The sequence below is a fragment of the Hyphomicrobium sp. genome, assembly GCF_020852195.1.
Lineage (GTDB): Bacteria > Pseudomonadota > Alphaproteobacteria > Rhizobiales > Hyphomicrobiaceae > Hyphomicrobium_C.
Genome location: NZ_JADZBI010000039.1, coordinates 1 through 13,501, shown reverse-complemented (window position 1 = coordinate 13,501; position 13,501 = coordinate 1). Strand labels below are relative to the sequence as shown.

General features: G+C 68.8%; 15 protein-coding genes and 1 pseudogene. 4 read left to right on the top strand and 12 right to left on the bottom strand.

The features are described 5' to 3' along the window. From IT540_RS03370 to dusB, 3 genes are all read right to left on the bottom strand, one after another. Window positions 1-866: sigma 54-interacting transcriptional regulator (locus IT540_RS03370; protein WP_291173279.1), on the bottom strand; the 866-nt coding region annotated here is incomplete at its 3' end. A 3-nt stretch (window positions 867-869) separates the two neighbouring features. Further along, window positions 870-2,042, bottom strand: coding sequence for an ATP-binding protein (locus IT540_RS03365; protein WP_291173276.1), 1,173 nt, complete (start codon window positions 2,040-2,042; stop codon window positions 870-872). Continuing rightward, window positions 2,039-3,058 carry a tRNA dihydrouridine synthase DusB gene (dusB, locus tag IT540_RS03360; protein ID WP_291173281.1) on the bottom strand — a complete coding sequence of 340 codons (1,020 nt, stop codon included), beginning with the start codon at window positions 3,056-3,058 and terminating at the stop codon, window positions 2,039-2,041. Before dusB ends, IT540_RS03365 begins: the two co-directional genes overlap by 4 nt. A gap of 192 nt (window positions 3,059-3,250) precedes the next feature. Here dusB and IT540_RS03355 point away from each other — a divergent pair, with 192 nt between their 5' ends. The 4 genes from IT540_RS03355 to IT540_RS03340 all read left to right on the top strand — a co-directional run bounded on the left by IT540_RS03355 (window position 3,251) and on the right by IT540_RS03340 (window position 6,601). Continuing rightward, window positions 3,251-4,447: a bifunctional 2-C-methyl-D-erythritol 4-phosphate cytidylyltransferase/2-C-methyl-D-erythritol 2,4-cyclodiphosphate synthase gene (locus tag IT540_RS03355; protein ID WP_291173274.1), complete on the top strand. Its 1,197-nt coding sequence runs from the start codon at window positions 3,251-3,253 to the stop codon at window positions 4,445-4,447. 85 nt (window positions 4,448-4,532) lie between these two features. Continuing rightward, the gene (locus tag IT540_RS03350) at window positions 4,533-5,060 is read left to right on the top strand and encodes a MarR family winged helix-turn-helix transcriptional regulator (RefSeq protein ID WP_291173273.1); all 528 of its coding nucleotides are present in this window, start codon (window positions 4,533-4,535) and stop codon (window positions 5,058-5,060) included. A gap of 136 nt (window positions 5,061-5,196) precedes the next feature. Beyond that, entirely contained in the window at window positions 5,197-5,691 is a 495-nt protein-coding gene (locus IT540_RS03345) for a CinA family protein (protein ID WP_291173270.1), read from the top strand. Window positions 5,692-5,806: 115 nt separating this feature from the next. Next, on the top strand, window positions 5,807-6,601 hold the full coding sequence (locus IT540_RS03340) for a pentapeptide repeat-containing protein (RefSeq protein WP_291173266.1): 795 nt from the start codon (window positions 5,807-5,809) through the stop codon (window positions 6,599-6,601). Between the two features lie 102 nt (window positions 6,602-6,703). On the opposite strand, the gene IT540_RS03335 is transcribed toward IT540_RS03340, so the two are convergent. The 9 genes and pseudogenes from IT540_RS03335 to eno all read right to left on the bottom strand — a co-directional run. Next, complete coding sequence (locus tag IT540_RS03335; protein ID WP_291173263.1) at window positions 6,704-7,162, bottom strand: type II toxin-antitoxin system RatA family toxin; 459 nt, start codon at window positions 7,160-7,162, stop codon at window positions 6,704-6,706. Window positions 7,163-7,171: 9 nt separating this feature from the next. Continuing rightward, entirely contained in the window at window positions 7,172-8,137 is a 966-nt protein-coding gene (lipA, locus tag IT540_RS03330) for a lipoyl synthase (RefSeq protein WP_291173260.1), read from the bottom strand. A gap of 43 nt (window positions 8,138-8,180) precedes the next feature. Further along, window positions 8,181-8,468: a GlsB/YeaQ/YmgE family stress response membrane protein gene (locus tag IT540_RS03325; protein ID WP_291173258.1), complete on the bottom strand. Its 288-nt coding sequence runs from the start codon at window positions 8,466-8,468 to the stop codon at window positions 8,181-8,183. Between the two features lie 134 nt (window positions 8,469-8,602). After that, window positions 8,603-8,902 (bottom strand): hypothetical protein, encoded by a 300-nt coding sequence (locus tag IT540_RS03320; protein WP_291173255.1) that lies wholly within the window; start codon window positions 8,900-8,902, stop codon window positions 8,603-8,605. A gap of 272 nt (window positions 8,903-9,174) precedes the next feature. Continuing rightward, the gene (locus IT540_RS03315; protein WP_291173253.1) at window positions 9,175-9,636 is read right to left on the bottom strand and encodes a hypothetical protein; all 462 of its coding nucleotides are present in this window, start codon (window positions 9,634-9,636) and stop codon (window positions 9,175-9,177) included. Between the two features lie 297 nt (window positions 9,637-9,933). Continuing rightward, window positions 9,934-11,274, bottom strand: a complete 1,341-nt coding sequence (locus IT540_RS03310) for a transketolase C-terminal domain-containing protein (protein WP_291173250.1) — start codon at window positions 11,272-11,274, stop codon at window positions 9,934-9,936. Window positions 11,275-11,279: 5 nt separating this feature from the next. Further along, window positions 11,280-12,272: a thiamine pyrophosphate-dependent enzyme gene (locus IT540_RS03305; RefSeq protein WP_291173247.1), complete on the bottom strand. Its 993-nt coding sequence runs from the start codon at window positions 12,270-12,272 to the stop codon at window positions 11,280-11,282. Between the two features lie 230 nt (window positions 12,273-12,502). Continuing rightward, a complete protein-coding gene (locus IT540_RS03300) occupies window positions 12,503-12,781 on the bottom strand; it encodes a septum formation initiator family protein (RefSeq protein ID WP_291173245.1) in 279 nt (92 codons plus the stop codon). A 325-nt stretch (window positions 12,782-13,106) separates the two neighbouring features. Beyond that, window positions 13,107-13,501 (bottom strand): annotated as a pseudogene (eno, locus tag IT540_RS03295) (phosphopyruvate hydratase); the annotation flags it as partial.

Here is a 13,501-nt window from a genome sequence, read left to right as displayed (position 1 = left end):
TTGATCGCCTGCTTGAGATCCTTGTTGGTTGCCGCGACGATCCGGACGTCGGTGCGGATCGGCGTGCGACCGCCGACGGTCGTGTATTCGCCCTGCTGGAGAACGCGCAGAAGCCGAGTCTGCGCCTCCATCGGCATGTCGCAGATCTCATCTAGAAACAAGGTGCCGCCTTCGGCCTGCTCGAAGCGGCCTGGCGTGCGGGTCTGCGCGCCGGTAAACGCGCCCTTCTCGTGGCCGAAGAGTTCGCTCTCGATCAGTTCGCGCGGGATCGCGGCCATGTTGATCGCGACGAACGGACCCTGCCGGCGCTTGCCGTAGTCGTGCAGCACGCGGGCGACGAGCTCCTTGCCGGTGCCGCTCTCGCCCTGGATCATCACCGTGAGGTCGGTCTGCGTGAGCCGGGCCAGCGCGCGGTAGATCTCCTGCATGGCCGGCGAGCGGCCGATCAGCGGCAGCTCCTCGCTCTCCATGTCGGTCGTGGCGGCGCGCGGGCGCCGGCCCGGCCCCGCAAGCGCTCGGCTCACGACCGCCACCACCTCGGAGAGGTCGAACGGTTTCGGCAGGTATTCGTAGGCGCCCTTCTCGGCCGCCGTCAGCGCGGTCATCAGCGTGTTCTGGGCGCTCATGACGATGATCGGAAGCTCGGGGCGCACCTTCTTGATGCGCGGGATGAGGTCGAAGGCGTTCTCGTCGGGCATGACCACGTCGGTGATCACGACGTCGCCTTCGCCCTGGCTCACCCAGCGCCAGAGGGTGGCCGCGTTGCCGGTCGCGCGCGGTGCATAGCCCGCCCGCGCCAGCGCCTGATTCAACACGGTGCGAATGGCGGTATCGTCGTCCGCGATGAGGATGGTGCCGCGGGCCATGGTCTACCTGCTCCTGTCGTTGATGGGTACCGGCCGTCGGAACGGGCCGGCCTTGGGGCTCTGGTCTTGCATCGGCAGGAGAACGCGGAACACGGTGCGGTTGGCCTCGCTGTCGCACTCGATGATGCCGCCGTGATCGCCGATGATCTTGGCGACCAACGCGAGGCCGAGACCGGTGCCGTTGTGCTTGGTGGTGACGAAGGGATCGAAGAGGTGCGGCTTCAGATGGTCGGGGACGCCGGAGCCGTTGTCCTCGACCTGGATCATGAGCGGAAGCGTGATGCGCGCGTCCGCGCCCGGCACGGAAAGCCGCACGCCGGGGCGGAAGGACGTCTGCATGATGATGCGGCCCTGCCCGTCCCTGTTGTCGCCGATGGCCTCGGCGGCGTTCTTGATCAGGTTCAGGAACGCCTGCACGAGCTTGTCGCGGTTGCCGGGGATGGGCGGCAGCGACGGATCGTAGTCCTCGATGATGCGCACGCCGCGTGCGAAGCCCGTCTCGGCGAGGCGGCGCACGTGGTTCAGCACGTCGTGGATGTTGACCGGCTCCTTGGTCAGCGGCCGCTCGTCGCCGAACACCTCCATGCGGTTGACGAGGGTGCGGATGCGCTCGGTCTCGGAGCAGATGAGCTGGGAGAGCGCGCGGTCCTCGTCCGACAGGTTCTGCTCGAGGAGTTGGGCCGCGCCCTTGATGCCCGATAGCGGGTTCTTGATCTCGTGGGCGAGCACGGCGGCCATGCCCGAGACGGAGCGTGCGGCCGCCCGGTGAGTGAGCTGGCGCTCGATCATCTGCGCCATGCTGCGCTGCTGCAGCATGACCACGACCAGGGGCTGGCCTTCGTTCATCGGTCCGGCAAAGACGTCGACGAGCTTCGGGGCCGTGAACTTGGGGCTCGCCATCTCGACGCCGTACTCGTTGACGGTGGAGCCGCTCTCGCGCACCTGATCCACCAGCGCCAGCAACGGACAGCCGAAGGCGACCACGTCGTCGAGTCTGAGCCGCGTCATCATCGGCGCGCTGGTCGACAGGAATACCTCCGCGGCGGCGTTGCCGTAGACGATCTGGTTGTGGTCGCCGATCACCAGAATTGGGTGCGGCAGCGCGGCGAGCAGGAGGTCGTGCTCCACGACCGGCTTGCGGATGGGGATCGGACGCTCGGCGGCTCTCTTGCTCACGCAGCTCTCTCCAACACGAACGCGTCCCGCCCCAGCACGTCGCTCTCGGGCGCGTCGGTATAGAACGCCTCGAGAAGCGCGAGCGCGCGCACGGGGTTGTCCTCCGTGCACAGGCGCTGGCGCCAGGCCTTGCGCTGAGGCGCGCGATGACCGCTCGTCTCGATGTACCAGCCGATGTGCTTGCGCGCGTTGCGCAGGCCGAGGAAGTCGCCGTAGTGGGCGAGCATCGCCTCCACGTGCCCGCGCGCGATGCGCCCCTGCTCCGCGAGCGACGGCGCCTCGGCGTCGGCATCCGCGGCGGCGAGCGCGGCCGCGATGCGTCCGAGCAGCCATGGGGCGCCGTAGGCCGCGCGCCCGATCATGACGCCGTCGGCGCCGGACGCCGCGAGCGCGGAGCGCGCGTCGGAAACGGTCGCGATGTCGCCGTTGACGATGACCGGGATCTGCACTGCCTCCTTCACCGCGCGTACGGCGGACCAGTCGGCCGTGCCCTTGAAGAACTGCTGGCGCGTGCGCCCGTGCACGGTCAGCATCCGGATGCCGGCGGCCTCGGCGCGGCGCGCGAGCTCGGGGGCGTTGCGCGAGCGATCGTCCCAGCCAAGCCGCATCTTGAGCGTCACAGGCACCGAGACGGCGCCGACCACGGCCTCGATCAGGGAAAGCGCGTGGTCGAGGTCGCGCATCAGCGCAGAGCCGGACGCCTTACCGGTCACCTCGCGCGCGGGGCAGCCCATGTTGATGTCGATGATGTCGGCGCCGTTGGCCTCGGCGATGCGCGCGCCCTCCGCCATCCAGCGTGCCTCGCAGCCGACAAGTTGCATGACAAACGGCGTCAGGCCGCGGCCTTCCGCCCGGCGCATCACGTCTGCCCGCTTCTGGACCAGCTCGGCGCTCGCCACCATCTCGGAGACAACGAGGCCGGCGCCAAGGGCATGGGCCAGGCGACGGAACGGCAGGTCGCTCACGCCGGTCATCGGCGCAAGAAACACTGAATTCGCAGGAATTTGTGGGCCGATTTTGAGCCGGGTCAAAAGCCAGAACCCCTGTGGCTGCCTACATCTTGAGCACACTGGCGCGGTGCCTTGGATTTAGGCACAATATTCTGGCTCAGAAGGTTGCGCAAGTGTGAAGCGCGCGCAGGCAATTGCCGAATTGCCGCGCCACAGGCTAAGTCGGCGCGGATCTCATCTCTTGCATCGGACCTCATTGTGACTGCAGCCGCTTTGATCGTCGCCGCCGGCCGCGGAGCCCGAGCGGGCCGTGTCGGTTCCGCATCCGGGCCGCAAATGCCCAAGCAATATGCGCTTTTGGGGGGACGTCCGCTGCTTGCCCACGCCGTGGCGGCCTTCGAAGCGTGCCCGGCGATCGACATCATCACCGTCGTCATTCATCCCGACGATCGGGGCCTCTACGAGGCGGCCCTGCCGGCGGGCTCGTCGCGGCTCACGCCGCCCGTGCCCGGCGGTGCCACGCGGCAGGAGTCGGTCCGCCTTGGCCTCGAGGCGCTTGCGGCTGCGCGGCCCGACCGCGTGCTGATCCACGACGCCGCCCGGCCGTTCGTCACCTTGGAGGTGGTCGCGCGCGTGCTCGCGGCGCTCGGAACCCACGACGGGGCCATCGCCGCCGAGCCGCTGGCCGATACGCTGAAGCGCGACGGCGGTGGCGGCGTCATTGGGGCCACGGTTGCACGTGCCGGCCTCTGGAAGGCCCAGACGCCGCAGGGGTTCCGTTTCGGCGCGATTCACGATGCGCATACGCGCGCGGCCGCCGAAGGGCGGGACGACTTCACGGACGATGCCGCCATCGCCGAATGGGCGGGCCTCTCGGTAGCGCTGGTGGCCGGGTCGGCGCGCAATTTCAAGATCACCACGGCGGAGGACATGGCCATGGCCGAGCAGCTTCTGAAACCTGCCACGCCGGCCTTCGAGCCGCGCACGGGCACGGGATTTGACGTCCACGCCTTCTGTGCCGGCGATCATGTCTGGCTGGCGGGGGTGCGCATCCCGCACGACCAGGGCCTCGAGGGCCATTCGGACGCCGACGCGCCGCTGCACGCGCTGACCGACGCCCTGCTCGGTGCCATCGGCGACGGGGATATCGGCCAGCACTTCCCGCCCTCGGATCCGGCCTGGAAAGGCGCGCCGTCGCGCCTTTTCGCAGAGGATGCGGCGCGGCGCATCGCGGCCCGCGGGGGCCGCATCGTCAACGTCGATCTCACGATCCTCTGCGAGGCGCCCCGCATCGGTCCCCACCGCGACGCCATGCGGGAGGCCGTGGCCGCCATGCTCGGTATCGACGCGACGCGCGTCGGCATCAAAGCAACGACCACGGAGCGTCTCGGCTTCACGGGCCGCAAGGAAGGGCTCGCCGCGCTCGCCACGGCCACCGTGCTGCTGCCGGCCTGACGGCGGTCGTCTTTTCCTCACATCCGGTCCTGCCCTGCGTTGACCCCCCTGGCAGAATCGCGGCATCACAAGCCAAGGTGGTTGTATGACCAAAAGCGATTCGCGGGGAACCAACTCCATGAACCTGATGCACACGCTCGAGCGTCCTCAGACCGGTGACACCGGCGGCGCCAACATCACGGACATCGCCGAAACGACGGCGGCCACGTGTCTCGCAACCCGCGTTCGTCAGCTCTCGCGCATCATTACGCGGCTCTACGACGACGCCATGCGTCCGCTCGGCATCACGGCGAGCCAGTACACGCTGCTGGCTCAGCTCGCCTCGCGCGACGGCATCACGGCGGTCGAGATCGGACATGAGCTCGACATCGAGAAGTCGACACTCTCGCGCAACCTGAAGCGCCTGCTCGCGCTCGGCATGATCATCATGGATCCGCCTGCCGGCCGCCGCGGCCGCGGCCTCCATCTTACGTCCAAAGGTCAGGTCGTGCTCAAGGACGCCTTCCCGGTATGGCAGGCGGCCCAGGCCCGCTCCGTCGCCACCATGGGCGTCGATACACGCGCCAAGCTCGACGAGCTCCTGCGCGTCGCCGAGCAGCTGATCGCGGACTGACGCGTCCGGGCGTTGCACTTCGGCGACTGCCGGCGAATTTGCGAGGCGCTCCGCAAGGTGCGCCTCGAACTGTTTTAGGAGACATGCGTTGAGGCGTCAGTATCCTTCCATCTCTCGTCTCTAGGGCCATCTCGTCATGTTCTCAGACGACCTCATCTCGAACGCTGAACGGCTTCTGGCCGCCTTGCGCGCCCGTGACTGGAAACTGGCGACCGCCGAGAGTTGCACGGGCGGCCTCATCTCTGCGCTGTTCACCGAGATCGCCGGGGCGTCCGACGTCTACGAGCGCGGGTTCGTCACCTATTCGAATGCCGCCAAGGTCGGTGCGCTGAACGTCGACTTCGAGGTTCTGCTGCGCCATGGGGCCGTGAGTCCGGAGGTGGCCGAGGCCATGGCGGCTGGCGCGCGCCGGGCTTCCGCGGCGGACGTGGCGGTTGCCGTGACGGGCATCGCGGGTCCGGATGGCGGCACCGAGAACAAGCCGGTCGGCCTCGTCTACATCGGGCTCGCGGTGCCCGGGAAGCCGCCGGTCAGTCGCGAGTTCCGCTTCGGCGCTCCCGGCCGCTCCGAGGTGCGCCAGCGCACGGTGGCCGAAGCCCTCAAGATGCTGGAGAGCGCGCTCGCGGCCTGACGCCGTGCCGGTCTTGGGCGTGCAGGTTGCCGGTCGCGCAAGCCTGATGGATCTCGGTGCGCATACCCGTTACGCTGGCGCGGCAGGTTGGCTCTGAACCCATAGAGGCTCTCGCTTGGCTCGCATTCTACGCCCTGCCCTGCTCGCGGCGCTCGCTTTCATGGCGACGCAACCTACCCTGGCGGCGGATCTCACCGCGCGCCAGGTGACGGAGGAGCTTTACAAGGCGAGCGAGGACGCGCCCCTCGATTTCAGCAAGCGTGACCTCGCGGGCCTCGATCTCGCCGGGCTCCAGTTCAAGAAGGCGCGCCTTTCGGAAGCCAATCTGTTCGGCGCCGATCTCAGTGGCGCCGACCTGACCGAAGTGGACCTCAGCGGCGCCATGCTGGACCGTGTCGTCGCCATCGGCGCGCGCTTCGATCGTGCCAAGCTCGCGGGGGCGAGCCTTCTGCGCCCGACCACGACCTCGTCGTTCGAGACCATCCGCGGCGAGGCGCCGAGCTTCACCGGGGCCGACCTCACCCGCGCGCGGCTGTTCGGCGTCTTCAGCGGCGGCAGCTTCGCGGGTGCGCGCATGGCGGGTGCGACGCTCGCGCCCCACAACGACACCGGCTTCATCGAGATGCTGTGGCGCTCGCGGCTCGACTCGGCGGACATGAGCGCCGCCGACCTTTCGGGGGCCAATCTCACGCATGTGTCGCTGCGCTTCGCCAACCTCAAGGGCACCAATCTCAAGGGGGCGGTGCTCAAGAACGCCGACCTCTCGCATGCGGATCTGACGGGTGCCGATCTCACAGGCGCGGACTTGAGCCACGCCGATCTCGACAGCGCGCGGCTTTCGGGCGTCAAGGGTCTGGACAGCGCTACCGGCATCGCAACGGTTCGCAACCGCGACAAGGCCATCAACTGATTGTGCTCGCGCGGGCGGGCGTTCCCACAGCGTTGCGTTGCTGAAGCGTGTCTGGACCCCGGCCTTCGCCGGGGTGACGGCTCCTAGTAGGGACGCTCGCCATCACGCGCCGGCGCGGGAGCCGTAGAGGGTGCGGGCGCGGGCCTCGAAGGCTTCCGTGTAGCTGCGCACAGCCTTGTCGAAGGCGGCGCCGACGATCAGCGACAGCATCGCCGAGCGAAAGGCGTAGTCGATCGCGAAGTGGACCTCGCAGCCGGTCCCCGACGGCACGAAACGCCAGTCGTTCTCGAGGTGGCTGAACGGCCCGTCGAGGTGGCGGACTTTGATGCGGCCCGCTTCAGGATCAAGGGTTACGTGCGTCGTGAAGCGCTCGGTGATCGACTTATAGCCGACGGTCATGGTCGCCGTGAGCTCGGTGCCCCGCTCGCCTGTCTTGCGTTCGGTGACGACGAGCCCCTCGCACAGCGGCAGGAACTCAGGGTAGCGCTCGACGTCGGCCACGACGTCGAACATCTCGCGCGGCGTGAAGGGGACGTGCCGGACGGTGCGGAAGCTCGGCAATGGGAGGACCTAGGATCTGGAGGCGAGCGCGGCCACGCGCGCGGCCTTGAGGCGGCGGAAGTCGTCGTCCGCATGATAGGACGAGCGCGTCATCGGGCTCGCGGAGACCAACAGGAAGCCCTTGGCCAGCGCAATGCGCTTCAGCTCCGCGAACTCGTCGGGCGGCATGTAGCGCTTCACCTCCGCGTGCTTGCGCGAGGGCGCGAGGAACTGGCCGATGGTCAGGAAGTCCACGTCTGCCGAGCGCAGGTCGTCCATGACCTGCAGGATCTCGTCGCGCGTCTCGCCGAGGCCGACCATGAGGCCGGACTTGGTGAACAGCGACGGGTCGATCTCCTTGGCCTGCTGCAGGAGCCTGAGCGAATGGAAGTAGCGCGCGCCAGGGCGGATGCGCACGTAGAGCGACGGCACCGTCTCGAGATTGTGGTTCAGCACGTCGGGGCGCGCGGCGGCAACGCGCTCGAGGCCGCGCTCCTTGCGCAGGAAGTCCGGGATCAGCACCTCGATGCTCGTCTCGGGCGAGGTGGCGTGCACCGTCTCGATCACGGCCGCGAAGTGCGCCGCGCCGCCGTCGTCGAGGTCGTCGCGGTCGACGGAGGTGATGACGACATGCTGCAGGCCCAGCGCGGCCACCGCCTCCGCCACGCGTTGCGGCTCGTTGGCGTCGAGCGGCAGCGGCCGGCCCGTCGTCACGTTGCAGAACGCGCACGCGCGCGTGCAGATCTCGCCCATGATCATCATGGTGGCGTGGCGCTGCTGCCAGCACTCGCCGATGTTGGGGCAGCCGGCCTCCTCGCAGACGGTGGCGAGGCCATGGGCGCGGACGATGGCGCGGGTGGCGAAAAAGCCCTCGGAGCCGGGCGAGCGCACGCGAATCCACGGCGGCTTCGGCAGCATCGGCTGATCGGGCCGGTGTGCCTTCTCGGGATGGCGCGGGCGCTCGCCTCGCGGCCGCATGTCGATGAGCGTGACCATGTACGTCAGCTTAGACCAAGCGGGGCGGGGTGCCTACTGCGCCTCAACGTCCGCCCAGGAAGCGGGCCACGATGACGACCAGCAGCGCACCGACCGTCGAAACCGCGATCTGGTTGCCGTAGGGCAGGTAGGAGTCGAAGTCGTAGGGCAGCGTGAGCAGACCGGCCGCCACCAGGTAGCCGCCGACCACGGCGCCGATCAGGCCTACCAGCAGGTTGCGGATCAGCCCGCCGCCGCCGAGCAGGAGACCCGCCAGCCAGCCCGCGATCAGGCCGTTCACGATCATGATGATCCAGGTCTTGTTGTCGCTCGCGAATTGCACGTAGTCCATCGTCGGCTCCCCTAGAAATGCCTCTGCTCCGCGGCCGGGCTTCATGCGCCCGGTCTCATCGAGACGCGGCGGGGCGGAGACTAGCGCGAACGAGAGACGGCGGCTATTGCGCCTTGGCGACAGCGGGGGGCGCCTCAGACGTGGCAGCGTGCACCGAGATAGTCGTTGAGGAGACGGTTGTAGAGGTCGGCGTCGGCCTTCTGCTGGGCGCTGATCTTCTTGCCGGCGGCCTGCGCCTGCACAGAGGACGGGACGCCGCGCGCATCGAGCTTGTTGAGCTGCGATTTGATAGAGCCGCACGTCTCGCCGTTGGCCAGGGCCTTGCTGGTTGGCCCGCTGCCGCCTCCGGAGGCGCAACCGCCGACCAAAACGGCCGTGCCGGCGACGCCTAGCAGAGCAAGACGAAATGCGCCGCCGCGCGCCCTCACAGTCATGATCCGGAAGCCCTTTCGAAGCAAAATCGACGCATTACGTTAGATTTTTCGCCGCAATTGTTGAACCCCTCGACGCTCTTGTCAGGCCATTCGCGCGAAAGTGTGGCCGCGATGCAGCAGCTTACGAACCTGTAAGGTCTTCGCCCGCTGCCGGCAAGGCTCTCCCGCGGCCCGCGCGCACGGGGGAACGTGCGCGGGTCCATGGCTCATCCATGCGCGATCGCGTGCCGCGGTGCTTGCGTCCGGCTCAGCCGTTCGCGTCGTGCTTCAGGCTATGGGCGCTGGACGACAACCGGCGGAGCGACCGCCGCGCCGCCCGACGTGCTCGTCGCGGACACGACCTGTGCCGAATTGACGGCCGGCGCTCCCTGCGCCGTGCGCGGGCCGAGCGTCGAGCACCTGGCCTGGAACTCGGCGTTGGCCTTGTCCAGATCGGCCGCCTGCGCGAGCGACGTGCGCTTCACCTGGACGGTAGACGACTTGCCGACCGATGCCTTCTCCAGGCGCTCCGTCAGGCCGTCCGCACGCAGCGTTTCGATGCGCTGCGCCAGCGCGTAGCAGGCGGGATCGATCTTCGGCGCGGCAGCGGTGGTGGTGGCCGTGCCCGTGGGCGACGTGGAGATCGACTGCGTCGTGAGCGGATTGCCGCTGAACAGCCCGCCACTCGACGAGCATCCGGCGAGCAGCAGTGCGCTCAAGGCGGCTGAGGCGAGTGTCGCTGATGATTTATGCATGGTGTCCCCCGTGACGTACTTCCACGGCATGTGTTGCCTGTACGTGTTTCTGGTCTACGGTCGACTCCGAGCCTGTCACAAGAAGCCCCCCTCAAAATGCCCGTGCATTGAGCAAATTGACAGGGCCGAATCAGTGGAAAGCCTGCTCTCGTTGCAGAGGCGCCACATTGTGCATCGCCCCGTGTTTCCTTGGCTCAAGGCGAAGCGGCCGGTAGACGCGACTCACCTGCCTGAGCCTCTGGCGTGAGTCGTTCGCTAACGCGCGCGGTGCGCAGAGAAATTGATGAAACTGAGGACTCAGGCGCCGCGGACCATGGCGGAGACCGCGCGCGTCACCTGCTCGTCGGTCGGCAGGGCCAGGGCCTGCAGCTCGGCCGCGTAAGGCATGGGCACGGGCGTTCCCGCGATGCGGAGCGGGGCGCTCCTGAGGCCCTGGAGGCCGCGCGCGACGACGGAGGCCACGATCTCGGCGCCGATGCCGAGGTCGCCCCATCCGTCCTCGACGGTGACCAGGCGGCCGGTGTGCGCGACGGACGCCGCAACCGTCTCGCGATCGAGCGGCCTCAGGCACATCAGGTCCACCACCTCGGCCTCGATGCCGTTCCGGCTCAGCGCGTTTGCTGCCTCGAGCGCAACGGTGAGGGCGTGGCCAGCGGCGGCGATGGTCACGTCCGTTCCGGTGCGCGCCAGGCGCGCGACGCCAAGCCCGCCGATGCCTGCCTCCGTCGGCGCCTCGCGGACGGGGTAGAGCTGCTCGTGCTCGAGCACGGCGACCGGGCCGGGATCGCGGATCGCGGCTCCGAGCAGTGCGCCGGCCGTGGAGGCCGTTGCGGGCTGGACAACCTTGAGCCCCGGAATCTGTGCCAGCGTTGCGGCGACGCAGCGCGCGTCCTCACCGGTCATGCCTTGGGAGAACCCGTTCGGCCCGCGGATGACGATCGGCACCGGAAGCCGTCCGTTGGAGAGGTAGAACGTCTGCGCCGCGCTGGCGAGCGCGGGCGCGAGTGCCTCCATCACGCGTCCCCAGGCGGGGACCTCCACCACCGGCTTCAGGCCGGCAAAGGCGGCACCGACCGCGATGCCGAACAAGGCCTCGTCGAGCGTCGGCACGGACACCACGCGCGCCGGTCCGAACTCGTCGAGCAGGCCTTGCGCGACGCGCGGCGCGCCGCGGTTCTGCGCCACGTCGACGCCGATCAGAAACACGTCCGGATCGGCCCGCATCTGAGCCGCGAGGGCATCGCGCAATGCCTCGCGGTAGCTCGGACCCTGATCCTCGACCCGCGCCGCGGTGCTGCGCCGTTGCGGACGCGGTGGGGGATCCCGCCGCATGGTGGGCTCGAGCGATGCGAAGCCGAGCGGCTGGGCCAGCGCCGCTGTATGCGTGCGCGCCTCGCCTCCGCCGAACAGGATGGCGATCGGCGTGTTGACCTTCACGCCCTCGGTGCCCGCCGGCACCAGGATGCGCTCGACGCGTCCCTCGTTCTCCGCCTCGATCTCGAAGGTTGCCGTGGATGTCGCTACCTCGACCAGGAGATCGCCGGCGGCCACGGCCTGCCCTTCCGCGACGTGCCAGCGCGAGATCTTGCCGTCCTTCATCGACGGCGTGACGGTCGGCATGAGGATCTCGCGACGCATGACGCTCAAGCCTCGAGAGATGCCAGCAGGGCGTCGCGCTCCGGCGCGGGTGCGGTGCGCGCGGCCTGCGCGGCCGCCACCACGGTGTCGCGTACCGCCTTCTCCAGTGCCTTGAGCTCGCGTTCGCTCATGAGCGCGGAGGCGAGAATGCGCGCGCGCATCTTGAAGACGGGATCGGCGTCCTCGAGGCGCCGCTCGGCGCCGCCGCCGGTCTGCTCGGGGATGCCGCCGTGCCCGCGGTAGCGGTAGGTCAGCATCTCGAGAACGGTCGGCCCGTCGCCGCGGCGCGCACGCTCGATGGCGCGACGCCCGGCAGCGCGCACGCGGCGCACGTCGATGCCGTCGACCTGCTCGCCGGGGATGGCGAACGGCTTGCCGCTCTCGGAGATCGCGGAGGGAACGGAGCCGAGCACGATGCTGGCGCCCGGCGCCGCCGTGTTGTTGTCGACGACGAATACGATCGGCAGCGCCCAGCGGGCTGCCGCCTTGTAGGTCTCGAGCACGCGTCCGCGCGCCGCCGCGCCGTCGCCGAAGAAGCACAGCGTGACCGAGTCGTCGCCGCGGTAGCGGGCGGCGAAGGCGAGCCCGGCGCCGAGGGGTGCGCCGAGGCCGGCGCTGCCGTGTCCGCCGTAGAAGCGAAGCTCGGGTGCGAACATGCGCACCGTGCCGCCCTTGCCGCTCGAGAGGCCGGTCTTGCGGCCGGTCAGCTCCGCCATCACGCGGCGCGGGTCGACACCGCGCGCGAGCAGCGCGCCATGCGTGCGGTATCCGGTGATGACGGGATCGGTGGCGCGGGCTTCCATCATCATGCCGACGATCGCCGCCTCCTGGCCGATGCAAAGCGGACAAGGGCCGTGGATGGCCTGCAGCGCGTAGAGCTGGCCGGCCTTCTCCTCGAAGCGGCGGATGAGCAGCATCGTGCGGTAAGCCGCGATGTCCTCTTCCGGCGAGAGCAGGACGCTCTCGACATCGGTGGGACCAGGGGGGCTTCCCGTCATTTCCGCTCCTCAAGTGATGTGGAAGGCGCACGGCGGCGCGCCGTAGGGCCGCAGGCCGGCCGCCAGTCTGCCGACGTACTGCGAAACCTACACGACGAGACCGCTTCCAGGCCAGCATCGCGCATGTTGCGGTGCAGCGCCGGAGACTCGCGCGTGCGCTTCCTGACTTACACCTGTGGCAGCTTGACGGCGCGACGGTCGCCGCTGGGGATCGTCGTTGCGTTGTGGCGTCAGCCGGACGGTGGAGCGTCCATCAGCACACGGTCGCGCGGGTGGGCGAAGCCCAGCACCTCGCGTGCGATCTCTTCGACGAAATCCGGATCGGGCAGATCGGGGCGGAGCAGCGCGACGTCGCGCGCGAGATTGGTGCGCACGGCCTCGAGGCTTTCGATCTCGAACTGCAGAGCGCTTTCGCGCTCGAGCAGTTTGTCTCGCGCCTCGAGGCCATGGCGGCCCTTTACAGTGTGAAAGGCGAAATAGGCCGTCAAACCTAGGCAGAGAAGCAACACCAGCGCCTGCCGCAGCCTGGCTCGCCAATCATATATGGGCTGACGCAGCACGGTTGTTCGACGTTACGCGCTATGAGGTCCGGGAACAGGTGAACTATAGGACCGGGCTCATTAAGAGGAGGTAAAGCGCCGTTCCGCTCCGGCATGTCCCTGCTGGGGGAGGGCTGCGCAGTCATTCCCTCCCCTTGTCATCTCGGCCAAGCGCCGAGCCGGGACCCATGGCAGCAAACGCGAGCGCTGAAGAATTGGCCCCTGGGTCCCGGCTCTTCGCGCGCCGCTGCCGCGCCGCGCTCGGCCGGGATGACAAGGGGTGTGCGCAGGCGGCTTACACCGCGCGGTCGCCGCGCAGGATGCTGCGGCCGGCATAGCGCGCGACGTCGCCGAGCTCGCCCTCGATGCGGATGAGCTGGTTGTACTTGGCGAGGCGGTCGGAGCGGCAGAGCGAGCCGGTCTTGATCTGGCCGCAGTTGGTGGCGACCGCGAGGTCGGCGATGGTCGCGTCCTCGGTCTCGCCCGAGCGATGCGACATCACCGCCGTGTAGCCCGCGCGCTGGGCCATCGATACCGCGTCGAGCGTCTCGGTCAGCGTGCCGATCTGGTTGACCTTGACCAGGATCGCGTTCGCCGTCGCCGTCTTGATGCCCTGCGACAGGCGCTCGGTGTTGGTGACGAACAGGTCGTCGCCGACGAGCTGAACGTTCCTGCCGATGGCGTCCGTCA